General features: G+C 64.2%; 20 protein-coding genes and 4 pseudogenes. 12 read left to right on the forward strand and 12 right to left on the reverse strand.

Annotated features, from left to right (window positions below; genetic code table 11):
- Positions 1-315: 315 nt before the first annotated feature.
- The 3 genes from AB8Z38_RS03920 (at position 316) to clpA (ending at position 4,348) form a co-directional block, all read left to right on the forward strand.
- Entirely contained in the window at positions 316-654 is a 339-nt protein-coding gene (locus AB8Z38_RS03920) for a phasin family protein (protein ID WP_369723218.1), read from the forward strand.
- Positions 655-1,326: 672 nt separating this feature from the next.
- Complete coding sequence (gene clpS / locus AB8Z38_RS03925) at positions 1,327-1,659, forward strand: ATP-dependent Clp protease adapter ClpS (protein ID WP_014494655.1); 333 nt, start codon at positions 1,327-1,329, stop codon at positions 1,657-1,659.
- A 283-nt stretch (positions 1,660-1,942) separates the two neighbouring features.
- The gene (clpA, locus tag AB8Z38_RS03930) at positions 1,943-4,348 is read left to right on the forward strand and encodes an ATP-dependent Clp protease ATP-binding subunit ClpA (RefSeq protein ID WP_369723219.1); all 2,406 of its coding nucleotides are present in this window, start codon (positions 1,943-1,945) and stop codon (positions 4,346-4,348) included.
- A gap of 96 nt (positions 4,349-4,444) precedes the next feature.
- On the opposite strand, the gene AB8Z38_RS03935 is transcribed toward clpA, so the two are convergent.
- The 3 genes from AB8Z38_RS03935 to AB8Z38_RS03945 all read right to left on the reverse strand — a co-directional run bounded on the left by AB8Z38_RS03935 (position 4,445) and on the right by AB8Z38_RS03945 (position 7,198).
- Positions 4,445-5,866 carry an MFS transporter gene (locus tag AB8Z38_RS03935; protein ID WP_369723220.1) on the reverse strand — a complete coding sequence of 474 codons (1,422 nt, stop codon included), beginning with the start codon at positions 5,864-5,866 and terminating at the stop codon, positions 4,445-4,447.
- Between the two features lie 148 nt (positions 5,867-6,014).
- On the reverse strand, positions 6,015-6,161 hold the full coding sequence (locus tag AB8Z38_RS03940) for a hypothetical protein (protein ID WP_369726813.1): 147 nt from the start codon (positions 6,159-6,161) through the stop codon (positions 6,015-6,017).
- A gap of 80 nt (positions 6,162-6,241) precedes the next feature.
- Positions 6,242-7,198 (reverse strand): helix-turn-helix domain-containing protein, encoded by a 957-nt coding sequence (locus AB8Z38_RS03945; RefSeq protein ID WP_369723221.1) that lies wholly within the window; start codon positions 7,196-7,198, stop codon positions 6,242-6,244.
- Positions 7,199-7,396: 198 nt separating this feature from the next.
- Here AB8Z38_RS03945 and AB8Z38_RS03950 point away from each other — a divergent pair, with 198 nt between their 5' ends.
- Positions 7,397-8,413 carry a carbon-nitrogen hydrolase family protein gene (locus tag AB8Z38_RS03950; protein ID WP_369723222.1) on the forward strand — a complete coding sequence of 339 codons (1,017 nt, stop codon included), beginning with the start codon at positions 7,397-7,399 and terminating at the stop codon, positions 8,411-8,413.
- A 29-nt stretch (positions 8,414-8,442) separates the two neighbouring features.
- Positions 8,443-9,482: pseudogene (locus AB8Z38_RS03955) on the forward strand (phenylacetaldoxime dehydratase family protein).
- Here the strand turns inward: AB8Z38_RS03955 and AB8Z38_RS03960 are convergent.
- Entirely contained in the window at positions 9,479-10,117 is a 639-nt protein-coding gene (locus AB8Z38_RS03960; protein ID WP_369723223.1) for an HAD family hydrolase, read from the reverse strand. The pseudogene AB8Z38_RS03955 and the gene AB8Z38_RS03960 overlap by 4 nt on opposite strands.
- Before the next feature lie 162 nt (positions 10,118-10,279).
- Positions 10,280-11,503 carry a hypothetical protein gene (locus AB8Z38_RS03965; protein WP_369723224.1) on the reverse strand — a complete coding sequence of 408 codons (1,224 nt, stop codon included), beginning with the start codon at positions 11,501-11,503 and terminating at the stop codon, positions 10,280-10,282.
- Between the two features lie 117 nt (positions 11,504-11,620).
- Between AB8Z38_RS03965 and AB8Z38_RS03970 the strand changes: the two are divergent.
- Positions 11,621-12,650: pseudogene (locus AB8Z38_RS03970) on the forward strand (transglycosylase SLT domain-containing protein).
- A gap of 212 nt (positions 12,651-12,862) precedes the next feature.
- A complete protein-coding gene (gene tsaA / locus AB8Z38_RS03975; RefSeq protein WP_369723225.1) occupies positions 12,863-13,354 on the forward strand; it encodes a tRNA (N6-threonylcarbamoyladenosine(37)-N6)-methyltransferase TrmO in 492 nt (163 codons plus the stop codon).
- 141 nt (positions 13,355-13,495) lie between these two features.
- On the opposite strand, the gene AB8Z38_RS03980 is transcribed toward tsaA, so the two are convergent.
- Genes AB8Z38_RS03980 through AB8Z38_RS03995 form a run of 4 tightly spaced genes read right to left on the reverse strand, consistent with a single transcriptional unit; the run spans position 13,496 to position 16,491 of the window.
- A complete protein-coding gene (locus AB8Z38_RS03980) occupies positions 13,496-13,924 on the reverse strand; it encodes an HIT domain-containing protein (protein WP_369723226.1) in 429 nt (142 codons plus the stop codon).
- Positions 13,925-13,983: 59 nt separating this feature from the next.
- A complete protein-coding gene (locus tag AB8Z38_RS03985) occupies positions 13,984-15,225 on the reverse strand; it encodes a GNAT family N-acetyltransferase (protein ID WP_369723227.1) in 1,242 nt (413 codons plus the stop codon).
- Positions 15,226-15,271: 46 nt separating this feature from the next.
- Positions 15,272-16,018, reverse strand: a complete 747-nt coding sequence (locus tag AB8Z38_RS03990) for a glycerophosphodiester phosphodiesterase (RefSeq protein ID WP_369723228.1) — start codon at positions 16,016-16,018, stop codon at positions 15,272-15,274.
- A 5-nt stretch (positions 16,019-16,023) separates the two neighbouring features.
- The gene (locus AB8Z38_RS03995) at positions 16,024-16,491 is read right to left on the reverse strand and encodes a RidA family protein (RefSeq protein WP_369723229.1); all 468 of its coding nucleotides are present in this window, start codon (positions 16,489-16,491) and stop codon (positions 16,024-16,026) included.
- Between the two features lie 251 nt (positions 16,492-16,742).
- Here AB8Z38_RS03995 and AB8Z38_RS04000 point away from each other — a divergent pair.
- A pseudogene (locus AB8Z38_RS04000) lies at positions 16,743-17,587 on the forward strand (cell envelope integrity EipB family protein).
- Positions 17,588-17,746: 159 nt separating this feature from the next.
- On the forward strand, positions 17,747-18,148 hold the full coding sequence (locus AB8Z38_RS04005; RefSeq protein ID WP_369723230.1) for a RidA family protein: 402 nt from the start codon (positions 17,747-17,749) through the stop codon (positions 18,146-18,148).
- Between the two features lie 6 nt (positions 18,149-18,154).
- Here the strand turns inward: AB8Z38_RS04005 and AB8Z38_RS04010 are convergent, their stop codons facing one another.
- Positions 18,155-19,444 (reverse strand): DNA polymerase IV, encoded by a 1,290-nt coding sequence (locus AB8Z38_RS04010; protein ID WP_369723231.1) that lies wholly within the window; start codon positions 19,442-19,444, stop codon positions 18,155-18,157.
- Positions 19,441-19,752, reverse strand: coding sequence for a DUF3572 domain-containing protein (locus tag AB8Z38_RS04015; protein ID WP_369723232.1), 312 nt, complete (start codon positions 19,750-19,752; stop codon positions 19,441-19,443). Before AB8Z38_RS04015 ends, AB8Z38_RS04010 begins: the two co-directional genes overlap by 4 nt.
- Positions 19,753-20,019: 267 nt before the next feature.
- Here AB8Z38_RS04015 and AB8Z38_RS04020 point away from each other — a divergent pair, with 267 nt between their 5' ends.
- Positions 20,020-20,385: a response regulator gene (locus AB8Z38_RS04020; RefSeq protein WP_008566616.1), complete on the forward strand. Its 366-nt coding sequence runs from the start codon at positions 20,020-20,022 to the stop codon at positions 20,383-20,385.
- Between the two features lie 14 nt (positions 20,386-20,399).
- Positions 20,400-21,773 (forward strand): PleD family two-component system response regulator, encoded by a 1,374-nt coding sequence (locus AB8Z38_RS04025; protein WP_369723233.1) that lies wholly within the window; start codon positions 20,400-20,402, stop codon positions 21,771-21,773.
- Between the two features lie 323 nt (positions 21,774-22,096).
- Here AB8Z38_RS04025 and AB8Z38_RS04030 read toward each other — a convergent pair whose 3' ends face one another.
- Positions 22,097-22,669 (reverse strand): TetR/AcrR family transcriptional regulator, encoded by a 573-nt coding sequence (locus AB8Z38_RS04030; RefSeq protein ID WP_369723234.1) that lies wholly within the window; start codon positions 22,667-22,669, stop codon positions 22,097-22,099.
- Positions 22,670-22,838: 169 nt separating this feature from the next.
- Between AB8Z38_RS04030 and AB8Z38_RS04035 the strand changes: the two are divergent.
- Positions 22,839-24,043 (forward strand): annotated as a pseudogene (locus AB8Z38_RS04035) (MFS transporter); the annotation flags it as partial.
- Positions 24,044-24,516 lie beyond the last annotated feature (473 nt).

A 24,516-nucleotide genomic window follows, 5' to 3' on the forward strand; every position in this document is an offset into this window, starting at 1 on the left:
CATTACCTGCTCAAGCTGTCCCTCCGCCGTTGCTCGCTGCGCGGGACGTTAGCCTGAGCCGCTGTTCTGGCTAAGGTGGTGTTCTCAAACGGCTTTTGACCGTCTGCGGAAGGTGAACACGTGCGGGAATCAGGGTAGGGGCCCGGGGTTTCCAAAAGCTTAAGAAAGCATTGCGGGAACAATCGGGAATTTCTGCAACTTGCATTCATTTTTGTGCGTCGCACAAGATTGTTGACTTTTTTGTGCGTTGCACTAATCGTGGGCAGAGTCAGGGAGCCGGGCTTCCGGACCAAAGCCAGGGAAAAGGGATCCAAGATGTTCAAGGTTGAAGACTTTCAGAACTACGGCAAAGAGCATTTCGAGCAGTACGTCGCCTCCGCCACCACGGTGCAGCACGGCATTCAGGCGATCGCCAGCGCCTATGGCGACTACACCAAGAAGTCGTTTGAAGACACCAAGTCCTTCGTCGAGAAGCTTTCCGGCGTGAAGTCGCTGGACAAGGCGATGGAAGCGCAGACCGATTTCGCCCGTTCCGCCTACGAGACCTTCGTCACGGAATCGCAGAAGATCGCCGGCCTCTACAGCGATCTCGCCAAGCAGGCGTTCAAGCCGGTCGAGACCATCGTGTCGAAGTTCACCCCGGCCGCCAACTGATCTTTCTGGAAGTCCTGGAATCAAAAGCCCGGCTGAAGCAGCCGGGCTTTTTTTAGTTCGGGAGCGGCGGCGGCTCCTAGGTGTGACGCGAAGCTTCGACGCAAGTTTGCCGATGTCCTTGAACACGAGACGGTCTGGGCCGCCGAGGCGATCAGGTCGAAATTCTCGGCGCTGCTGGCGCAACATTGCAGCACGCGCGCTGCCATTGCCGCAGTCATTTTGGGCCACGCCGTTGAACTACTGGCAAGTTGGACCGTAGAAAAGCGGAGCCACTCCTCGCGCCAAACCGCTGCGGTTCATGCGCACTCAGGTTCCTGGTCTCGACGTTCCAAGCAATCACGTTGGAAGCTTTTGTCAAATCAGTCCGGATTGATTAACGTTCGCGGGGATCGCCGGGCCGGGAATCGGGGCTTCCGCGACGCATCGGCCGGATCTTCGCACGCTTGCGGCGAGCCGGAAGCGGCCCCATATTCCCTGCAATCGATCCGGGTTGAACCGGACCGGTTGGAAGCGGCGATCCACCAAGGCGGCGCGCCTGTGCGAGGCACCCAAGTCGCGGGCCTGCGCGGCGGACCGTCATTCGCTTCCGTGGGGAATTTGAACGCCTGAGCCATGCCGCAACTGACTTCCAGACCAGACCTGTCCGCGGCCGCCGCCGCCCACGCTCCCCGGATGAGCAACGACGAGAACCGTTCCGGGGGCCCGACGGGTCCGAACACGTCGGTGATCACCAAGGTCAAACCGAAGACCAAGCGGCCGAACCTTTATCGCGTGCTGATCCTGAACGACGACTACACGCCGATGGAGTTCGTCGTCCATGTGCTGGAGAAGTTCTTCCAGAAGGACATCGAGGCCGCCACCAAGATCATGCTGCACGTCCATCATCACGGCATCGGGGAGTGCGGCGTGTTCACCTACGAGATCGCCGAGACCAAGGTGACGCAGGTGATGGATTTCGCGCGCAAGCACCAGCATCCCCTGCAATGCGTGATGGAAAAAAAGTAGGCGATCACGGCCTTCCTGGCCGGCGCTTGTTCTGTGTAACAGTGTAATCGTCGCGTGATGCCTCCTGCATGTCCGTTGCGGCCGGCAAACGGGCGGAAATTTGTGCCCGCGCCAATCCCGCCCAAATGGGAACGGGTTTTGCATCGAAAATACCGCAGGTACGTCGCCGCCGACTCGCGGAACCGGTCTTACGCCGCGATCTTGGATAACTATATGTGACAAAGGTTGTTGTTGCCTGACCGGGCGATGGCGATCATGATGGTGGGGGCCATAGAGGACGCGAATGCCGACTTTTTCTCAAAGCCTTGAACAATCCCTGCATCGTGCACTGGCGATCGCCAACGAGCGTCATCACCAATATGCGACGCTCGAGCATCTCTTGCTCTCCTTGATCGACGATTCCGATGCAGCCGCCGTCATGCGCGCCTGTAGCGTCGATCTCGACAAGCTCCGCACGAGCCTCGTCAATTATCTTGAAACCGAATTCGAGAATCTGGTGACGGATGGCGCCGACGATGCCAAGCCGACCGCCGGCTTCCAGCGCGTGATCCAGCGCGCGGTCATCCACGTGCAATCCTCCGGCCGCGAAGAGGTGACCGGCGCCAACGTCCTGATCGCGATCTTCGCCGAACGCGAAAGTCATGCCGCGTATTTCCTGCAAGAGCAGGACATGACGCGCTACGACGCGGTCAACTACATCAGCCACGGCATCGCCAAACGGCCGGGTGTCTCCGAGGCGCGGCCGGTGCGCGGCGTCGACGAGGAGACCGAGACCAAGGGCAGCGAGGACGCCAAGAAGAAGGGCGAGGCGCTCGAAACCTATTGCGTGAATCTCAACAAGAAGGCCCGCGACGGCAAGATCGATCCCGTGATCGGACGCAATTCCGAGATCAACCGCGCGATCCAGGTGTTGTGCCGCCGGCAGAAGAATAACCCGCTATTCGTGGGCGAAGCCGGCGTCGGCAAGACCGCGATCGCGGAGGGCCTCGCCAAGCGCATCGTCGACAGCGAGGTGCCGGACGTTCTGGCGGCTGCGACCGTGTTCTCGCTCGACATGGGCACGCTGCTCGCGGGCACGCGCTACCGCGGCGACTTCGAGGAGCGCCTGAAGCAGGTGCTGAAGGAACTTGAGGCGCATCCGAATGCGATCCTGTTCATCGACGAGATCCACACCGTGATCGGTGCGGGCGCGACCTCGGGCGGAGCGATGGATGCATCGAACCTGCTCAAGCCGGCGCTGGCCTCGGGCACCATCCGCTGCATGGGCTCGACGACCTACAAGGAATACCGGCAGCACTTCGAGAAGGATCGCGCGTTGGTGCGGCGTTTCCAGAAGATCGACATCAACGAGCCGACGGTCGAGGATGCGATCGCGATCCTCAAGGGTCTCAAGCCGTATTTCGAAGACTACCACCGGCTGAAATACACCAATGAGGCGATCGAGGCTGCGGTGCAGCTCTCCTCGCGCTACATCCACGACCGCAAGCTGCCCGACAAGGCGATCGACGTGATCGACGAGTCGGGCGCGGCGCAGATGCTGGTCGCCGAGAACAAGCGTAAGAAGACCATCGGTATCAAGGAGATCGAGACCACGATCGCCTCGATGGCGCGGATCCCGCCGAAGAGCGTGTCGAAGGACGATGCCGAGGTGCTCAAGCATCTCGAGCAGACCCTGAAGCGCACGGTGTTCGGCCAGGACAAGGCGATCGAGTCGCTTGCGGCATCGATCAAGCTGGCGCGCGCCGGCTTGCGCGAGCCGGAGAAGCCGATCGGCTGCTACCTGTTTTCGGGCCCGACCGGCGTCGGCAAGACGGAGGTGGCAAAGCAGCTTGCGGCAAGCCTCGGCGTCGAGCTGTTGCGCTTCGATATGTCCGAATACATGGAGCGGCACACCGTGTCGCGCCTGATCGGCGCACCTCCCGGCTATGTTGGCTTCGACCAGGGTGGTCTGCTCACCGACGGCGTCGACCAGCATCCGCATTGCGTGGTGCTGCTCGACGAGATCGAGAAGGCGCATCCCGACCTCTACAACGTGCTGCTTCAGATCATGGACCACGGCCGGCTCACCGACCACAACGGCAAGCAGGTCAACTTCCGCAACGTGATCCTGATCATGACCACGAACGCGGGCGCGTCGGATCTGGCCAAACAGGCGTTCGGCTTCACGCGATCCAAGCGCGAAGGCGACGACCACGAGGCGATCAACCGGCAGTTCGCGCCGGAATTCCGCAATCGTCTCGATGCCGTCGTGTCGTTCGGCCATCTCAGCGTCGAGGTGATCGGCACGGTGGTGGAGAAGTTCGTGCTCCAGCTCGAGGCCCAGCTCGGCGACCGCGACGTCACGATCGAGCTGTCCGAACCGGCCAAGGCGTGGCTGGTCCAGCACGGCTATGACGAGCAGATGGGTGCGCGGCCGATGGCCCGTGTGATCCAGGAGCACATCAAGAAGCCGCTCGCCGACGAAGTGCTGTTCGGCAAGCTCAAGGGCGGCGGTCACGTCCGCGTCGTCCTGGTCAAGGACGAGGCCGACGAGACAAAGGACAAGATCGGCTTCGAGTTCGTCGAGGGACCGGTAACGCCGAAGCAGGAAAAACTGCCCGCCCGCAAGCGTCCGCCGGGCAAGTCCAAGCCGGGTGGTCCCGGCGGCTCGAAGGGGCCGACGTCGAAGGGACCGCTGGTCAAGGTCTGATCGCAGCTCGCAGGAATCGGAAAGGCCGGCTGAGAAGCCGGCCTTTTTCGTTTTGGCACCACGCGGGCTCTCACCTGCCGGCTTCGGGTGCCTCCCTTATTCGCCGCGCAGGCGCTGGTCGTCTTGCACGCGGACATGCTCGGCGCCGCGCGCGCCCGTGGGTGAGAGCCGCAGCATGCTCAGCATGGCGCCGCACAGGGCGAAGCCGACCGCCGTGAGTAGCGCGATCCGGGTTCCCTCCAATGGATAGCGGCCGAGGAAGAGCGCCACCAGTGCCGCGCCAGTGGTCTGGCCGAGCAGCCGGGCCGTGCCGAGCATGCCGCTTGCGCCGCCGGAGCGCTCACGCGGCGCGGCAGCTATCATGGTGCGGTTGTTCGGCGTCTGGAACAGGCCGAAGCCGGCGCCGGCCAGCGCCATCCGCCAGATGACGTCGAGCGGTGTCGGCGCTGCGGGCAGGAAGGCGAGCGCGCCGAGGCCGCAGGCAAACAGTGTCAGCCCGATGCCGCCGAGCAGGCCCGCTGGATAATGCTCGACCAGACGGCCGGCGAGGGGGGCTGCGAAGGCCACCGCGATCGGCCATGGCGTGATCAAGAGGCCCATATGCACCGCCGAATAACCAAACCGGCTCTGCAGGTAAAAGGGGATCGCGACGAAGGCCAGCATCTGCCCACAGAACGAAGCGATCGACGTCGCAATCGACAGCCCGAAGACGGGGATGCGCAGCAGATCAATGGGGAGAAGCGGCGAGGCCATGTGGGTTTCGCGGTAGATCAACAGCAGGCCGGCGACGACGGCGATTGCGAACTGGACCAGGCAGGTGACGAGCGCCTCGCCATGACCGACGCTGTCGATCGCGGCGATACCGATGCCGAACGTGATCGCCGAGAGACCCGCGCTCTGCCAGTCGAAGGAGCGGTCCGCGAGCTTGGTGTGGGGCAGGCTGCGCCAGCCGAACGCCAGCGTCACCACGCCGAGCGGCACGTTGATGGCGAATAGCCAGGGCCAGCTTCCAACCGCGAGAATGCCGGCCGCGATCGTCGGGCCGACTGCGGCCGAGAAAGCCACGACGAGCGCGTTGAGCCCGATGCCGCGGCCGAGCAGGCGACGCGGATAGGTGAAGCGCACCAGCGCCGCGTTGACGCTCATGATCCCGGCCGCGCCGAACCCCTGCACGATGCGCGCGATCGTCAGCAGCGGCAACGTATGCGCCAGCGCACAGAACGCGGATGCAAGCGTGAACAGCACGAGCCCAACCAGGTAGACACGACGATAACCGACGATCTCGCCCAGAGAGGCCAGCGGCAGCAGCGAGATCGTGATCGCGAGCTGGTACCCGTTGACGATCCAGATCGAGAAGGCCGGGCTCGCGTTCAGATCGGCCGCGATCGTCGGCAGCGCCACGTTGGCGATGGCGCTGTCGACCACGGCCATGATGATGCCGAGCGCAATGGTCAGGACCGCCTGATTGCGCTGCGGCTGCGGCAGGCCATCGGCATGCTCGATCGGGACAGATGACATGGTGGAGGCGTGGTTGATTCGAGCCGTAACTGATCTCCGGACTAGGAAATTGCGAGATGCATCGCAACCCGGCAGGACACGGACAGTTCCTGCTTCGGGAGCGGGTCCCCCGGCGCCGCGGGCATGGATCAGGACGGCTTTCGCGGCTTCACCAGCGCGATGCCGACTTTCCGAAAAGAAAGAGCACGACGAGGCCCACCGTCACCGCCGTCGAAGCGATCAGGACAGTGCGATCCCAGTCGATCCGCGTCCGGTCCGAGCGGTTGAAATTGAGAGCCGTGAACAGGGCCTTCATGGCAAATCGGCGCATCGGGCGGCCTCGCGAGGGCCTGCACGATGCCACGCCCGGTGCCGGCCGGCTTGATGCAGCTCAACTCAATGCCGCAACTGGCTCTGCCGGAAGTCGCGCGGCGACATGCCAAAATGCTCGCGGAAGACCCGGCCGAAATGCGAAAGATCGTTGAAGCCCCACGCGAAGGCGATCTCGCTGATGTGACGGTGGGCGAGCACGGGCGAGGCAAGGTCGCGCCTGCATTGCGCGAGGCGCTCCGCCAGCACATGGCGTTGGAACGAAGTGTCCTCGTCGGCGAGGAGATCATTGACGTAGCGCGGCGAAATGCCGAGCGCAGCAGCGGTCTCTGGCAGCGAGAGGTCGGGATCGGCAAGGTTACTGCGAATGTGCGCCTTCAACCTGTAGAGCAGCGCGGAGCGATGGGTCGAGGACGGCAACGAATGGTTGCCGAGCCGTTCGCTCAGCGACATCGCCAGCAGATCGACCGCCTGCTCCGACAGAGCGGCGGCATTGGTCGGCGCCAGCCGGTCCACGCTCTGGCAGAGCCTGAAGATAAAATCATAGGCGAGCCGCTCGAGCGGAACGTCGGCGCCGAACGAGATCGCGGTGAGTGACTCCGTGCCGCCGAGCCGCCGCTGCAACATCTCGCGCGGCACCTTGAAGATGGTCTGCGTGAACGTGTCGTTGAACTTCAGCTCATAGGGACGCGTGGTGTCGTATAGGGCGAACTCGCCGGGATGGATCAAAGTCTCGCGGCCGTCCTGGACGACGCCGCCGTCGCCGCAATTGCCGAGCGCGACGAGAACGAAATCCTGATCCGAGCGCGCGATGCGCGACGGCGTGCGGAAAACGTGCTGGCGGTCGGAGCTGACCTCGGAGCACACGGCCTTGCCGAGCGAAGCCTGCGTGACCGAGCCGTGAAAGGCGCTGCCAAGGTCCGACTTGCAGTCGAGCCCGACAAAGACGTCGCAGACGATGTCCTGCCAGAGGGCGAGCCGGCGGTAGCCCGGGCTGCCTTCCGTCGTGAACTGGATTGGCATCGCGCAACCCTCCCTTTCACACCCAGCAAAACCGCATGGTGGCACAGATCCAGCCTGACCGCAGGCAAGTTCCGTACCGGGGTGGCAATTCCTTCCGGTCGAGTTTTTGTTCCGTCCTGGTCGAGCGCCCGGCCTCCCGGCTTGCTCAAACAGACTGCATCGGACGTGGCTTCCGATCAACCGGCAATGGAGGTGGCAATGGGCATCGAACATCCGAAATACAAGGTGGCGGTGGTGCAGGCGGCGCCTGCCTGGCTCGACCTCGACGGCTCGATCGAGAAGTCCATCGCCCTCATCCGGGAGGCGGCCGAAAAGGGCGCGAAGCTGATCGCGTTTCCGGAAGCTTTCATCCCTGGTTACCCCTGGCATATCTGGATGGACTCGCCGGCCTGGGCCATCGGCCGCGGCTTTGTGCAGCGCTATTTCGACAATTCGCTCGCCTATGACAGCCCGCAGGCCGAGAAGCTGCGCGCCGCCGTGCGCAAGGCGAAGCTGACGGCCGTGATCGGCCTGTCCGAACGGGACGGCGGCAGTCTTTATCTGGCGCAATGGCTGATCGGGCCCGACGGCGAGACCATCGCAAAGCGCCGCAAGCTGCGGCCGACCCATGCCGAGCGCACGGTCTATGGCGAGGGCGACGGCAGCGATCTCGCCGTTCACGCGCGATCCGACATCGGCCGCATCGGCGCGCTGTGCTGCTGGGAGCATCTCCAGCCGCTGTCGAAATACGCCATGTACGCCCAGAACGAGCAGGTCCATGTCGCGGCCTGGCCGAGCTTTTCGCTCTACGATCCCTTTGCGCCGGCGCTCGGCGCCGAGGTCAATAACGCCGCCTCGCGCGTCTACGCGGTCGAAGGCTCGTGCTTCGTGCTGGCGCCTTGCGCGACAGTATCTCAAGCCATGATCGACGAGCTCTGCGACCGGCCTGACAAGAACGCGCTGCTGCATGTAGGCGGCGGGTTCGCCGCGATTTACGGACCCGACGGCAGCCAGATCGGTGACAGGCTGGCGCCGGACCAGGAGGGGCTGTTGATGGCCGAGATCGATCTTGGAGCGATTGGCGTTGCCAAGAACGCGGCGGATCCCGCCGGGCACTATTCGCGGCCCGACGTGACGCGGCTGCTGCTCAACAAGAAACGATACCAGCGCGTCGAGCAATTCGCGCTGCCGGTCGACACAGTCGAGCCAACGGACATCGCGGCGGCGGCGAGCTGAGCATCTCGGGAGAGCGTATCGCCATGGACATCGAATCCGCAATTCCCGTGCACCTCAGATCGACGCGCTCGCGCCACAAGCGGGTGCCGGATGATTACCAGCCGCCATATCCCTCGTTCGTGGCGCGCTACAAGCCCGCAATCAGCCACGTCGTGATGGCCTATTTTGGCGTGCAGCATCGCGGCGCGCTGCCGGCGGCAGCGACGGAAGCGCTCGCGGAAATCGGCCGGTGCTTCACGGCCGAAGCCAGTCCCTCGCATTGGGACCGCGCGCACTATGTCGATCAGGCCGGCTACGACAACGTGGTCTCGGTTGCCTATTGGGACGACGTCGCGCGCTTCGATGTCTGGTTTGCAGCGGCGCGCGAGGCCTGGACCGGAAAGCAGCGAGACGGCATCGGCACTTTCATCGAGGTGCTGCGCCCGTCAGTCGCGCGGCACGAGACCTTGTTTTCGTCGCTCGGCCGGCCCGAGGGGTCGCCGCCATCGCCGACGGCATGAGCGGGGAGGTGCAGGAGCACGCCTATTGGGGCGGTATGCGCGACCGCATCCCGCTGTCGCAGACCGACGCGATGGCGCCGGCCGGTGCGCCGGAGCTGATCCGCGATGGCGCGCGGCTGCGGGTTCAGGCGAATGACAATGTCTGCCTGATCCGCTCCGGTCAGGACTGGAGTGACACAGAGGCGTCGGAGCGGAAACTTTACCTCGACGACGTCGAGCCGGTGTTGCGCGAGGGCATGGATTTCCTGCGCGACGACGGCCTCGCGATTGGCTGCTTTGCAAACCGCTACATGCGCGTGCTCTCGGCTGACGGCAGTACGAGCGAAAAATCCTACGGCCAGAGCTGGTGGAAGAGCCTCGCCGCGCTGGAACGCTGGGCGGAGTCGCATCCGACCCATGTCAGGATTTTCGGCGCGGCGATGAAATATCTTTCCGCGCTCGGGCCGTCGGCAAAACTGCGACTCTATCACGAGGTCACGGTCGCGACCGCGGACGAACAATTCTTCGAATATCTGAATTGCCATTCGAAAACGGGCATGTTGGCGGCAGTCGAGACCGTAGGCGCCTAAGCCAGGCAATGGCCGAGCAGTTCGGCGTGTGCGGCGCAGATGTGATGCGCGCCGGCATCCCTCAGTTCGGCCTCGCTGCCATAGCCATAGAGCACGCCGATCGCGGTCATGCCATGGCTGCGGGCGCCGATGACGTCATGGCTGCGGTCGCCGATCATGATGGCGCTGCTCGCATCGACTTTGGCCTCGTCGAGCGCGTAGCGGAGGAGGTCGCGCTTGTCGACCCGCGTGCCGTCGAGCTCGGAGCCGAACACCCGCTCGAAATACGGCTTCAGGCCAAAATGCTCGACGATGCGGGTGGCATAGACCGCTGGCTTGCTGGTGGCGACGAACATGCGCGGCGTTGTCGCTGCAAGCGTCGCCAGGGTGTCCACGATACCGGCATAGGCTTCGTTCTCGAACAGGCCGATCTCGCTGAAGCGTTCGCGATAGAGGAGCAGCGCGCGATCGGCCAGCTCGTCGCTCCCGGTGAGCCTTTTCAGGCTGGCGTGCAGCGGTGGTCCGATGCACCAGGTCAGCTCGTCCTCGGCCGGCACCGCGAGGTCAAGCCGCTGCAGGGCGTGCTGGATCGAGCGCGTGATCCCGGGCTTTGGGTCGGTCAGGGTGCCGTCGAGATCGAAATAGATTGTAGCCATGCTGGCGCTGCCCGTGTTGATAGTGGCGTCTGTTGATGCCCGTACCGCTTTAAAGCTCGCTATTGATGGAGGGCAAGCGTAGAGTCGTACGATCACCGCCCTTCCCACGGCTTCCATAAGTCTTGTGACTGCCCGATCCTCCGCAAGTCCGAAAGCGGCGCGCTACGGACGGCAGCGAGACCGGCATCGAACAAGTTCGCCGTCCCTGGTCGGGGTCGAGCAGATAATGGCGGAGGAGCACAGATGAACCAGCGACTTGAAATATTGAAGAAAGCCCGCGATCGCATGATCGAGGACCGAGACCCCCATGCGAAAGTTCTGGCCGCTCCCTTCGATCATGACAAGGCCGAGCGGGCGCGGAACAAATTCGTCGAGCTCCAAACGCTGATCGATGCCCTGGACCGCGCAATCACCGCAGAAATGCCGGTCTCGCCGCAGGACCGAAGCGGGCAGTAGCCGAAACCTTATTGCTGTCCCGCCCATTCGACGATCGCGGCCGCATCCGCACCGGCCCGGGCTTTCCAGGTCGTGATCGCGCCCGTTGCGGCCGTTCGAAGCGCTGCGATGAGCGACGCCGGCGCGGGCTCTGCGATGCGGACGCCGTTGTCGCGCATCCGCGCATAGTTCTCGGAGGTGCGATGAGCCAGCAGCGCGAACTGGCTCTGCTCGGTTTCGGCTGCGGCGGCCAGCACCTCGCCCTGCATCGGCTCGGACAGCGCGGCGAATGCCTCCGCTGCGGATGAAGGCGATCGAGACCGGCATCGCGTAGTTGATGGCCGTGAAATACGGCAGGAAGTCCCACAGCTTGCGTCCCGCACCGCCATCACCTGAGGTGAGGAACGCATTCAGCCGATGCTCCCTGAGCGCCGTGATGGCCATGTCCATCGGCAAGAATTGCGCATTGGCGCCGGCCGCGCGCATCACCTCGGTCGAATTGCTGTCGTAGCCTCGCACGTTGAGCTTCGGTAAATCGTCGGCCCCTGCAAGCGACCCCTCCGACCAGAGGCCCGTCGCCGGCCAGATCGTCAGATAGAGCAGCTTGAGGCCGCGCGCTGCCAGCGCCTTCTCGTAGAGCGGGCGCGCCCGCGCATTAGCGATGCGGGCCATTTCGGCCGATTGGACCAGGAAGGGCAGGGTGGACAGACCGAGGACCGGGTCGAGCCCGGAGAGCGCGCCCGCCAAGGCATCGCCGCCGGCGATCCGGCCGTCCAGCGCCGCGCGCGGCATCTCGCCCGAGCTGATCTTGAGCTCGTTGTCGAAGGCATTGGTGACGCTGACGAAACCCTTCGTCCGTGCGGCGACGCGATCGGCGAAACTGGTGAGCCCGATCCCGGAAATGTTATTTTGCGGGTATTCCGTGGTCATCCGCCAGTTGACCTGCGCCATGGCCGGCGCCGCGGACAGGACGAGCACGGCGAGGGCAAGGATCGCTTGGATCCGTTGGGCAGGGGAGCGCATTGGGAGAAGCGGGTCAGGCCGCATATATTACCAACTCGTCGAACCATGGCACGATGCCACAACATGGCAGATCACCTTGTTGCATGCTGCGCCGGCGCGCGCCACCATCCTGCCTGCACGTGGTTGGTGCAGATCGTATTGCGCGTCATCGGTGTGCTGCTTGTCTCGCTCACACAGGCGGCGGCATGGGACAGTTCACCGGCAAAAACCGACGTGGCGGTGCCGAGCGTCGAGGAACTTGCGAGGCCGCCGGAGAAGCCGGCGGATGCCCGTGGAGCGACACCCGGAGTCGATCTGCCTGATCATCGAGGCTGCCGCGCGCGACGCCAACCTGCCGCTGGAGTTCTTCGCCCGCGTGATCTGGCAGGAAAGCCGCTTCCAGGCCGATGCGGTGGGTCCGACCACGCGCAGCGGCGAGCACGCGCAGGGAATCGCACAGTTCATGCCGGGCACCGCGAGTGAGCGCGGGCTGCTCAATCCGTTCAATCCGGTGCAAGCGCTGCCGAAGTCGGCGGAGTTTCTCAACGAGCTGCGCAACCAGTTCGGCAATCTCGGCCTGGCTGCCGCGGCCTACAACGCCGGGCCGCGGCGGGTGCAGGAATGGCTGGCCGGCACCGGTGGGATGCCGGAGCAGACCCGCAACTACGTCTATGCCATCACTGGCGCGACGGTCGATGCGTGGGCCAAGGCAGGCGCGACCGGCAAAGGGCCGTCGAGTTCGCCGCCGACGAACTGTCGCGATCTGATGGCGCTGTTGAAGCGGGCGCCAAATCCCTTCGTCGCCGAGCTCGAGCAGCATGTGCAGCTTGCCGCCGCCAAGGTCTGGGGCGTGCAGCTCGCCGCCGGCTTCGACCGCAACAAGGCGCTGGCGATGTATTCCCGCGCCGTGACGCGCCTGAACGCCGTAATCGGTGACCGCGACCCGAGCCTGCTCTCCTCGGTGATGCGCAGCCGCGGCACGCGCCCCTTTTATCTGGTCCGCATCGGCGCCGAGACCCGCAGCGAGGCCGATGACCTCTGCAATCGGATCCGCAAGGCTGGCGGCGCCTGTTTCGTGCTGAAGAACCGGGCCTGAGCGGGCAGGGGGCGATCTCTCTCCCCGTCATTCCGGGGTGCGCCTCTTGGGCGCGGATCTCTATGGCCGAATGCATTCCGGACTCACGACTTCCTCGTGCCCCGGAACGACGGGTAGTGTCTTTGCCGGAGTGGTCGCCGGTGAGGTCTTCCTGCTGGCCGGCAAGTGGTGGTTGGGCTAAAACCGCTTCCGAACAGCAAGGAAGTGGAAGTATGGTTCGCCAAAACGAGCTCCGCGAGGGCGAGGTCGCGATCGAGTTGCCGCCGACGCAGGATGCCGGGCTGGTCTTCATTGGCCGCATCCGCACGCCCTGGACGTCACGGCTGGAGACGCCGCGGCAAGGCCGTCACGACGGCCCGGTGTGCCGGCTCGAGATTTTCGATCCCTTCGTTCCGGCGATCAAGGGTGTCGACTTCTACAGCAATCTCGAAGTGCTCTACTGGCTCGACAAGTCGCGTCGCGACATCGTTTTGCAGAGCCCGAAGAACAACCAGAACACCCGCGGCACGTTCTCGCTGCGCTCGCCGGTGCGGCCCAATCCGATCGGCACCTCGATCGTCAAGCTCGTCGGTATCGACGGCAATACGATTTTGGTTCGCGGCCTCGACTGCATCGACAACACGCCGCTGATCGACCTCAAGCCCGACCGCTGCGAGTTCACGCCGCTCGCTGCGCCGCAGGCGGGAGACTTTCAGACGGAGTAGTCCGCCATTCCCGGGCGCGCCGAAGACGCGAGCTATGATGCGCAATTGCGCATCTGAGAATCCATCGGGCATCAGAGACGGTGGTGAAATGGATTCCGGGTTCGACGCTTTGCGTCGCCCCGGAATGACAGGTGGAGAAAGTCAACCCGCCTGCAACGCCGCGATCAGCTTGGCCGCATTTTCTTCCAGTACCTTGACGTCTTCCTTGCGGCTCGCGGGCGGCAGCATCGCCACGCCGTCGTGGCGGGGCATCACGTGCATGTGGAGATGAAAGACGACTTGTCCGCCGGCGGGCTCGTTGAATTGCTGTACCGTGATGCCGTCGGCCTTGAACGCCTTCATTGCGGCAGCGGCGATCTTGTGTGCGCCGCGGGCGACATGGGCGTAGTCGTCGGACTTGATATCGAGGATGTTGCGGGCAGGCACCTTCGGGATCACCAGCGTGTGGCCGGGTACGCGCGGCATGATGTCGAGGAAGGCGAACACGTGCTCGTCCTCATAGACCTTATGGCAGGAAAATTCGCCGCGCAGGATCTTTGCGAAGATGTTGTTGGGGTCGTAGGCGGTCATGGCAGCTCCTCGGCGGCTCCCTCAATTTTGCGCTTACTGTCACCAGCCAAAGCGAACCGTCAAGGCGCCTCGTCGGAGCCTTTCCGGAACGGGCCGAGCTCGGCCAGCTCCCGGCCTGCTTCCGCGACGTAGGCGCGCTCGCGCTTGAGGTAATCGTCGATGGCGCGGCGCAGGCCCGGATCGGCGATGAAGTGGGCGGAATGGGTCGTCTGCGGCAGGTAGCCGCGCGCGATCTTGTGCTCGCCCTGCGCGCCGGCCTCGACGGCTCTGAGCCCGTGCTTGATCGCAAAATCGATCGCCTGATAGTAGCAGACCTCGAAATGCAGGAACGGATGATGCTCGACTGCGCCCCAGTTGCGCCCGAACAGCGTGTCCGAGCCGATGAAGTTGATCGCGCCCGCGATCCAGCGATTGTCACGGCGTGCCATCACCAGCAGCACATCTTCGCTCATGGTCTCGCCGATCAGTGAGAAGAATTCGCGCGTCAGGTACGGCCGCCCCCATTTGCGCGAGCCGGTCTCCATGTAGAATGTGAAGAACGCATCCCAGGCATCTTCGGTGATGTCTTTTCCCGTTAGCCAGTGAATGGTGACGCCGGCGGCGAGTGCGTCGCGCCGCTCGCGCTTGATCGACTTGCGATGGCGTGAATTGAGCGTTGCCAGGAAATCGTCGAAGCTTGCAAAGTCCTCATTGTGCCAGTGGAACTGCTGGTCGGTACGCTGAAGGAAGCCATGCTCCGCGAGCAGTTTCCATTCGTCCTCGCGGGCGAAGGTGACGTGCACCGAGGAGGCCTTGCTGACGCCGCACAGCGCGATGAGCCCGCTCGCCAGCGCCTCCGCAATGCGCTCGCGATCGACGCCGTCGCGGATCAGCAGCCGTGGCCCTGTCGCCGGTGTGAAGGGAACCGAGACTTGCAGCTTGGGATAATAGCGCCCGCCGGCGCGCTCATAGGCGTCAGCCCAGCCTCGGTCGAAGACGTATTCGCCCTGTGAGTGCGATTTCAGATAGCAGGGGACGATTCCGGCGACACGGCCGCCGATCTTGGCCACGAGATGCCGCGGTCCCCAGCCGGTCCGGATCGTGGCAGAACCCGATTTCTCGACAGCTGACAAAAACGCGTGTGAGACGAACGGGTTGTAGGCGGGTTTCAAGACGCTGGCGGAAGTGCCTGGCGGTCCGGATGAGGTTCCCGCGCCATGCCCGTTGCAAGCCTTGCCGGGATTGGCGCAGGCGTTCCAGTCTTCCGGCGACACTTCGCCAATCGAAGGTACGGCCTCAAGGGTGATTTCGGGGGATGTCATTGCGTCAAAGATCGTGCATTGCAGCAGCGACTTCAAGAGGGCGGCGCTAGGGTACGAACCCCTCAAAAATCATCTGATCGGCATACTGTCCGACGCGCGTCCGCTGCTCCGGCGTGCGCACGGTCCAGGCGAGCAGCGCGCAGCCGAACAGGTTCCGGGCGATCCATGGCGCCGGGGCCGGGAGGTGGTCGACCTTGAAGGCAACGAAGTGCGGCTGGGTCTGAAAGCCGTGGCGCAGGTACAGCATGTTCTGGCGTTGGACTGGCGTCAGCTTGGCCCAGTACTCGTCCTCATAGCTCCGCTGCGCGACGATGCCGCGTGGCCGCGACGGCAACAGCTCGCGCAGCGCCAGCACCTGGTCGGGATCGAAGGACATGCCGACGGCCGGGCCGCTGTATGTCGAGAGCACCTCGGCCATCCGCTTCACCAGCTTGCGGTCACCGTCAAAATGGCTCTTCAGCTCGATCACCAGCGGCACGCGGCCGGCGACGATGGTGCAGAGGTCACTGAGCGACATCATCCGCTCAGTGGTGTCCTTGAACCTGAGCGCCTTCAGCTCCGCCGCGGTTCTCTCGACCAGCTCGCCGGTGGCCTCGGTGAGGCGGCCGAGCGCGTGGTCGTGATGCACCATGGCTTCGCCGTCGGCGGAGAGCTGGATGTCGACTTCGACCGAGAAATTGCCGGCGATCGCAGCCTGCACCGCGCCCGGCATGTTCTCGACGATGCCACGCGAAATCTCATGCAGGCCGCGGTGGGCGACCGGCCGGGCTGTCAGCCAATCCGGAGCACGCATCGGCCTCAGGCGACCTCAAACACGCCTTCGACCTCGACCGCCGCATCCGCGGGCAGCGAGGCGACGCCGACGGTGGTGCGCGCGTGGCGGCCCTTGTCACCGAAGGCGGCGACCATCAGGTCGGAGGCGCCGTTCAGTACTTTCGGCCCGTCCAGGAAATCGGGCGCCGAGTTGATGAAGCCGCCGAGGCGCACCACGCGCACCACCTTGTCGAGGTCGCCGACCGCTGCCTTGACCTGGGCGAGCAGGTTGACGGCGCAGCCGCGCGCGGCCGCCGCACCATCTTCGAGCGAGACGCCGGCACCCAACTTGCCCTTGGCGATCAGTTTGCCGTCGGGTGCGAAGCAGACCTGGCCGGACACGAACAGCAAATTCCCGGAGCGCACGAACGGCACGTAGTTGGCCACAGGGGTGGGCGCCTCGTGCAGCTTGATGCCGTGTTCCGCCAGTTTCTGCTCGACCGTACCCGCCATCTTCGACCTCGTTGTCCAGGAATTCATCAGCTCCGGACGTCTGAATTTCGCGGCCGGACGCGCCCTGTTTCGCCCATCGCGCCGCCACATGCAAGCAGGCCGGCAGGGCAGGAGGGGCGGGCCGAATTGCGTTTTCTTGAGGCAGGTCAGCGGGTTCAATGACGAGGCGCAACTTTACGTGAAACTGCCGCAGTTGCGACGCAATGGAACGGTCATTAAAGTGTCGAATCTGCGCTTCCCAAGGGACAGACATGGTGCACCTTTTCCGAACATCGCTCGGTGTGATGGCGCTCGCGGCGGCCGGTTTCGGCACAGGCGGTGGGGCTCACGCGGCCAATGGTCCGTTCCTTCCGCACCAGGCGCTGTATGATTTGAGCCTCGTCAAATCGCGCTCAAACTCGATCAACACGCGCGCGGCCGCATCCTTTACGATTTCGCCGGCAGTAGCTGCGAGGGCTACACCTCGGAATTCCGCCAGGTCTCCGAGCTCGACAGCGGCGAAGGCAAGATCACGCTCAGCGACCTCCGCTCCAATTCCTGGGAGGACGCCGCGGGAAAAAGCTACCGCTTCAAGATCGAGACGCGGATGAACGAGGCCGATTCCGGCCAGGTTGACGGCTCGGCGGAGCGCGACGGCGACCACATCAACGTCAAGCTGAAGCTGCCGGCGCCGAAGAATTTTACTCTCGACGGCAAGATCGTGTTCCCGACCGAGCAGATCCAGCGCATCATCGCCGCCGCCAAGGAGGGCAAGCCGCTGCTGGAGCTCTCGGTGTATGACGGCTCCGACGATGGCCAGAAAGTCTACAATACGCTGACCGTGATCGGCCAGCCGATCCCGGCCGATCGCACCGCTTCGCCCGATCCGTCGACGTCGGACGAGCACATGAAGTCGCTCAAGCGCTGGCCGGTCACCGTCAGCTATTTCGACCGCGACGTCCAGCAGAAGGAAGGCGAGCAGACGCCGGTCTATGCGATGTCGTTCGAGCTCTACGAGAACGGCGTCTCCCGCCAGCTCGTGCTCGACTACAATGATTTCGTGATCTCCGGCGCGATGGGCAAGTTCGAGGTCAAGGACAGCAAGCCCTGCAATTGAGGCTTTCGTCGTCATTGCGAGCGTAGCGAAGCCATCCAGAATCTCTCGGCGGAAAGATTCTGGATGGCTTCGTCGCAAGAGCTCCTCGCAATGACGGCTGGTTCTCCGCTGCGTCTCCCGCTAGTCTGCTCCCAACCACAAAACCTCGGGAGCCAGCCCATGCCCAAACTCGATCACCTCCGTCCCAGCGGCCTGCATCACAATCCAGCGTATTCGCACGTCGTGACCGCAACGGGCGCGCGGACCATCTACATCTCGGGCCAGGTGTCAGTTGACGAAGAGGGGCGGATCGTCGGCGAGGGCGATATCGCCGCGCAGACGACCCAGGTGATGCAGAATCTCGGCCACGCCCTGAAAGCGGCCGGTGCGAGTTACGCCAACATCGTCAAGATCACGACCTTCGTCGTGAATTACAAGCCGGAGCTGCGCCCCATCATCGGCAAGGCCCGCAGCGTCTTCTTCCAAGGCATGGAGCCGCCGGCCTCGACCCTCGTCGGCATCTCCGCGCTCGCCGCACCCGAATGGATGATCGAGATCGAGGCGATCGCGGTCGCGGATTGAGGCCGCTCACTCCTCCGCCTTCTCCGGCCCTTCATACGCAATGCCGCGGATGACCGCGGCACTGCCGAATTTCTTCCGCAGGCTGTCCACTGCGCGCTCGGCGTGCGCGGCGCGGCGGTCGAGCATGTCGGTGTCGTCGGCGGCCGAGCCTTCACGCAGCGCGCTGACGCCGGCGCCCATCAGGCGAAAGGCGGTGCCGTCGATCTCCTTGGCCAGCATCTTGCGGCAGATCGCGAAAATCTTTGCGGCGAGCTGCGTGGGCGCCGCGATCGACTGCGAGCGCGTGCGCTGGCGGAAGTCGGCGGTCTTCAGCTTCAGCGTGACGGTCGAGCCCGCGAGTTCGCTGCTCTTGAGCCGCGACGACGTCTTCTCGCACAGCCGCCACAAAATACGTTCCAGCGTCGCGAAGTCGCGGATGTCGGTCTCGAACGTGGTCTCGCTCGAAATCGTCTTGGCGCCGCGGTCTGGCTCGACGCGGCGATCGTCGATGCCGCGCGCGAGCCGCCACAGCCTGCGGCCCTCGCTGGGAAACTGCCGCATCATCTCGATCTCATCGGCGTTCTGGAGATCGGCGATGATACGGAAGCCGCGCTGCCCCAGGCGCTCCTGGGTCGCGGGCCCCACACCAAAAATGAAGCCGACCGGCCTCGAAGCCAGCATCACGCGCGCCTCTTCCTGGTCGAGCGCGGCAAAGCCGCGCGGCTTGTCGAGATCGGAGGCGATCTTGGCGAGAAACTTGTTGCAGGACAGGCCGACCGAGACGCTGATGCCGATGTGGCGCTCGACGTGGCGGGCAAAGCGCGCCAGCACCTTCGCCGGGATCATCCCGTGAACCCGCTCGGTGCCGGAGAGATCGAGAAAGGCCTCGTCGATCGACAGCGGCTCGACCAGCGGCGTCAACGCCTGCATGGCCTGCCGCACCTCGCGGCCGACCCGCACATACTTTGCCATGTCGGGCCGGATCACGGTTGCATGCGGGCAAGCTTCCAATGCCTTGAACATCGGCATCGCCGAGCGCACGCCATAGGTGCGCGCGATATAGCAGGCAGCCGACACCACGCCGCGCTTGCCGCCGCCGATGATGACGGGCTTGTCGGCGATCTCGGGGTTGTCGCGCTTCTCGACCGTCGCATAAAAGGCGTCGCAATCGATATGGGCGATGGTCAGCGCCGACAGCGCGCGGTGGCGGACGAGGCGGGGGGAACCGCAGGCGGAGCACCGCCGCACGCCCATGTCCAGATCGGCCAGACAATCCCGGCAGAAGCAGCGAGGCCCGGCCGGATCGGAGGCGCTCACGGCACGTCGCGCTCCCAGGTGCGGTCGCCGAGCGCATCGCCCAGCACCTGCCGCGCTGCGGCAACGTTGGTGGGGTGTAGTTCCGATGCGGTCGCAAACGCCTTCACGGTGGCATCGTCGCGCATCACGAAATCGAGCACGCTGAGCAGGAAATTCGGGTCCGACGCGGCGTTGCGAAGGCTCTCCGGACCGACGCCTGTCTCAGCCAGGAACAGGCCCAGCCGCTCCGAATCGCCAGCGACGAAGGACAGCACCTGAATCGCAACGATTTCAGCGACTTCGCGAGGGTTGTGAACAGGCTTTTTCACGGGCCCGGTTTGCCTTTCCGTTAACTTTCGGTGTCTACTTTGAGCTCATCATGCCCGAGTCTTGCGACCAAGTCTCTGGCGACCGAGTCTTGTCCGGGTCTTGCGGCCCCCAGGCAAGCAACTGGAAACCACATCGCAGAAAGTCGGCCGTCGAGTTTAACGAAACTCAAGCAATCTGAGGCTAGTTTGAATCCAGTTTTCGAAGCGCCGGCAAGCGGCGCCTGAGGCGTCACATGCATTGCTCTCCTTGCCAATCAGGAGGACGGGATGGCTAAGACCGTCCTGATCGTGGAAGACAACGAGCTCAACATGAAGCTCTTCCGCGACCTGTTGGAGGCGCACGGCTACCAGACCTCGGGCACCAGCAACGGCTACGAGGCGCTCGACCTCGTTCGCAAGATGCGACCCGACCTCGTGCTGATGGATATCCAGCTGCCGCAGGTCTCGGGGCTGGAGGTGACGCGCTGGATCAAGGACGATCCGGAGCTGCGCGCCATTCCCGTCGTCGCGGTCACAGCCTTCGCCATGAAGGGCGACGAAGAGCGCATCCGCGAGGGCGGCTGCGAAGCCTATTTGTCCAAGCCGATCTCGGTCGGCAAATTCATTGAGACGGTCCGGCGTTTCATCGGATAGGAAGTGAGTTCAGAGTGTCCGCGCGTATCCTCGTTGTCGACGACGTCCCTGCCAACGTCAAACTGCTGGAGGCCCGTCTCTCCGCCGAATATTTCGACGTGATGACCGCCTCGAACGGCAACGAGGCGCTGGCGATCTGTGCCCGCGCCGAATGCGACATCATCCTGCTCGACGTCATGATGCCCGACATGGACGGCTTCGAGGTCTGCCGCCGCCTCAAGTCCGATCCCACCACCCACCACATTCCAATCGTGATGGTCACCGCGCTCGACAGCCCCGCCGATCGCAACCGCGGGCTCGAGGCCGGCGCCGACGACTTTTTGACCAAGCCCGTGTCCGATGTCGTGCTGATCGCGCGGGTGCGCTCGCTGACACGGCTGAAGATGATGACGGACGAGCTGCGCATGCGCGCCGTCACCTCGCTCGAGATCGGCATGCAGGCGCCGGAGCGCACCGCGGTGGCCGATACCGGCAAGGGCGGCCGCATTCTGCTGGTCGACGACCGCCAGTCCTCCTATGAGCGGCTGGCGACGCTGCTCGCGGCCGAGCACACGGTCGACGTCGAGCCCAATCCGACGGAAGCGCTGTTCCACGCAGCCGAAGGCAATTACGATTTGCTGATCGTCTCGCTCGATCTCAACAATTTCGACGGGCTGCGGCTGTGCAGCCAGGCGCGTTCGCTGGAACGCACCCGGCACGTGCCGATCCTCGCGATCGCGGAGGCCGAGAACGCGACGCGGCTGCTCCGCGGCCTCGAGATCGGCGTCAACGACTATTTGCTGCGCCCCATCGACAAGACCGAGCTTTTGGCGCGCGCCCGCACCCAGATCCGCCGCCGCCGCTACACCGATCATCTGCGCGACAACGTGCAGAACTCGATCGAGATGGCGATCACCGACGCGCTCACCGGCCTGCACAACCGCCGCTACATGGAGAGCCATCTGGCGACGCTCGCCGAACAGGCCGCGACCCGCGGCAAGCCCTTGGCGCTGATGATCCTCGACATCGACTATTTCAAATCGATCAACGACAATTACGGCCACGACGCCGGCGACGACGTGCTGCGCGAATTCGCCGTGCGGGTGCGCAAGTCGATCCGCGGCATCGATCTCGCCTGCCGTTACGGCGGCGAGGAGTTCGTCATCGTGATGCCCGAGACCGATCTCCACGTCGCCGGCATGGTCGCCGAACGCCTGCGCCGCTCGATCGCCGGCGAGCCCTTCGCCGTCCACAAGGGCACCAAGCGCATCGAGGTCACGATCTCGATCGGGCTCACCACGCTGGAGCAGAAGGGCGAGGCGGTGGCCGACGTGCTCAAGCGCGCGGACACCGCGCTGTACCGCGCCAAGCATGACGGGCGAAATCGGGTCGTCTCGCACGCGGCGTGAGACGGGCCGAACATAAAAGACGCGAAAACAACCCCATGCACAGTAGCCGGCGCTAGCGGGATCAACGGCTTACGTGCGTCGTGCAAGGACCTGCGCTGAACCGCAATGCCGTTTGACTCGTCGGGCAAAACAGGAGCATTAATTTATCATCGGGCAGTGATGCCGATCTAAGACGAATGCTGTCGCTCCATGACCAGCGTCGTCCCGGCGCAGGCCGGGACCCATAATCCCAAGAAGGGCTTATGGGCGAGCTGGCAACCACGAGTTCTCGTCAAATTGCTTTTTGTGGTTATGGGTCCCGGCCTTCGCCGGGACGACACTGATTATTTTGGCGCGCGCTTGTGCTCCCCCACATCCACCCCCGCATTCCGCAGCAGCACCTTCGCCGCTTCCTTCGCCGCGCGGGCCATTGCGGGATCGTCGCGGACGAGGTCCTGCGCGATGGAGCCGTCGACCAGCAGCACGAGCTGGGTCGCGAGCGCCTCCGCCTCCGCGACGCCGAGCTCGTTCAGGCGGTCGCGAAACCAGATGCGGCGGCTTTCCTTGAAGGCCTTGGCGATCTTCTTCACGGTGCGGACCTCGCCGCCGACTTCGGCAACCGCGTTCACGAAGGGGCAGCCGCGAAAATCGGATGACGCGAAGCGCCGCTCCAGCAGATCGAAGGTCGCGAGGATCTGCTCCAGCGCCGACTTCGCCGAGGCTGCGGGCTGCGATGGCGGCGGGCGCACGAAGCGGCGTTCGAGATAGGCGGCGATCAGCGCATCCTTGGACGGGAAGTGGTTGTAGAGAGTGCGCTTGCTGATGCCGATCTCGGCCGCGATGGTGTCGACGCCGATGGCGCGGATGCCTTGCAGATAGAACAGTTTGTCGGCGATCTTGAGGATGCGTTCCTTCATGTCGGATTTTTCGGCAGACGGCATAACACAGACCTGTGTAACAGGCGCCTTGACAGCGGCGCGCCGTTGCATTCTATATTACACAGGTCGGTGTAATCAAGTCGCACCGCGTCGGTTGCCTCGATCGTGCCGCCAGAAAAAGACCAGAAAAAGAACAGGGAGATCAACCATGCCGCTGCTGCAAGCGCTTCGCCCGACGCTGCCGATCCTGATCGGCGCCTCGCTGATGCTGACGCTCAGCATGGGCCTGCGGCAGTCGCTCGGCATCTTCATGCAGCCGCTGACCCATGACGTCGGCATCTCCGTGTCGGACTTCACGCTGGCAATCGCGGTGCAGAACCTCGCCTGGGGCTTCCTCCAGCCGCTCGCGGGCGCACTCACGGTGCGTTACGGCTTTCGCGTCATCATGATGGCCGGTGCGCTGCTCTACATCGCCGGCCTCGCGCTGCTGACGGGCGCCCAAGGCATGATCTCGGTGATGATCGGGGCAGGGGTGCTGATTGGCATTTCGCTCGCCTGCACCGCCGCGGCGATGGCGATGTCGGTCGGGGCGCGCGCGGCGCCGAAAGCGTGCGCTCGACCGTGCTCGGCATCGTCTCCGCGGCGGGATCGCTCGGCGCGCTGTTGTCGGCACCGATCGGGCAGGTGCTGGCCGAAAGCTATGGTTGGCGGTTCGGGCTCGGCGGATTCGTGCTGCTGTCGCTGCTGATGCTGCCGGCGGCGTGGTTTGCCGGCCGGATCGACCGGATTCCGCTGCCGAAGAGCAGCGGGCTCGGCGATGTCTCGGCCGCGACGGCCACCACCACGGCGTTCGGCAACGCCTCCTTCGTGGTGATGACGGCCGCCTATTTCGTGTGCGGCATGCAGCTCGTCTTCATCACCACGCATTTGCCGTCCTATCTGGTGATCTGCGGCATGGACCCGATGCTGAGCGCCAAGACGCTGGGGGTGATCGGCGGCTTCAACGTGCTGGGTTCGCTGTTCTTCGGCTGGGCCGGCCAGCGCTGGAACAAGCTCGCGCTGCTCGGCGGCATCTACGCCACGCGCTCGCTGGTGCTGGCCTGGTATTTCATGCTGCCTCCCACGGAGGCCTCGACGCTGGTGTTCGGCGCGCTGATGGGTTTTCTCTGGCTCGGCGTCGGGCCGCTGGTCGCGGGCGCGGTCGCGGAGATGTTCGGCCTGCAATGGCAGGCGATGATCCAGGGCCTCGCCTTCATGAGCCACCAGCTCGGCAGCTTCGTCGGCGCCTATGGTGGCGGGCTGATCTACGATGCGCTCGGATCCTACAACATGGCCTGGCGGATCGGCGTCGCGGTCGGGCTTGCCGCCGGCATCGTCCAGATCGCGTTTGCGCTGATCCGGCCGACCGCGCCCCGCTGCTGCGGACGGCATAGGCTGTCGCCGGACCGAACTGCATGCCATGGGGATGGTCCGTCCCGGATTGCGCTGCGCTCCATCCGGGCTAAAGCGAGCGGATGGAATTTCCGTAGCCCGGATGGAGTGCAGCGCAATCCGGATTTCGTGCGACGTGATGGAACCGTTGGCAGCGAGAGACGGCAATTGCGCGTGTGGACCTCCACACGGATTCCGGCAGTATCGGTCCGGGTCGATGGAGAAGCAGGGCGCTGCATGACGGAAGAACGATCAGGCTTGCCGGTTGTTGGCTTCGCGGATCAAAAATCACTCGAAAGATGGCTCGCGGCTCAACCAGCCGATGCCGTCGGCGTTTGGATCAAGTTCGCCAAGAAGGCGGCGACAACAGCGAAACTGACGAAAGCAGAAGCGGTTGACGCTGCGCTCTGTCACGGCTGGATCGATGGAAAGCTGGAAAAGTATGACGACCAACA

Origin of the sequence: Bradyrhizobium sp. LLZ17, assembly GCF_041200145.1 — a bacterium.
In the GTDB taxonomy this organism is placed as follows: domain Bacteria; phylum Pseudomonadota; class Alphaproteobacteria; order Rhizobiales; family Xanthobacteraceae; genus Bradyrhizobium.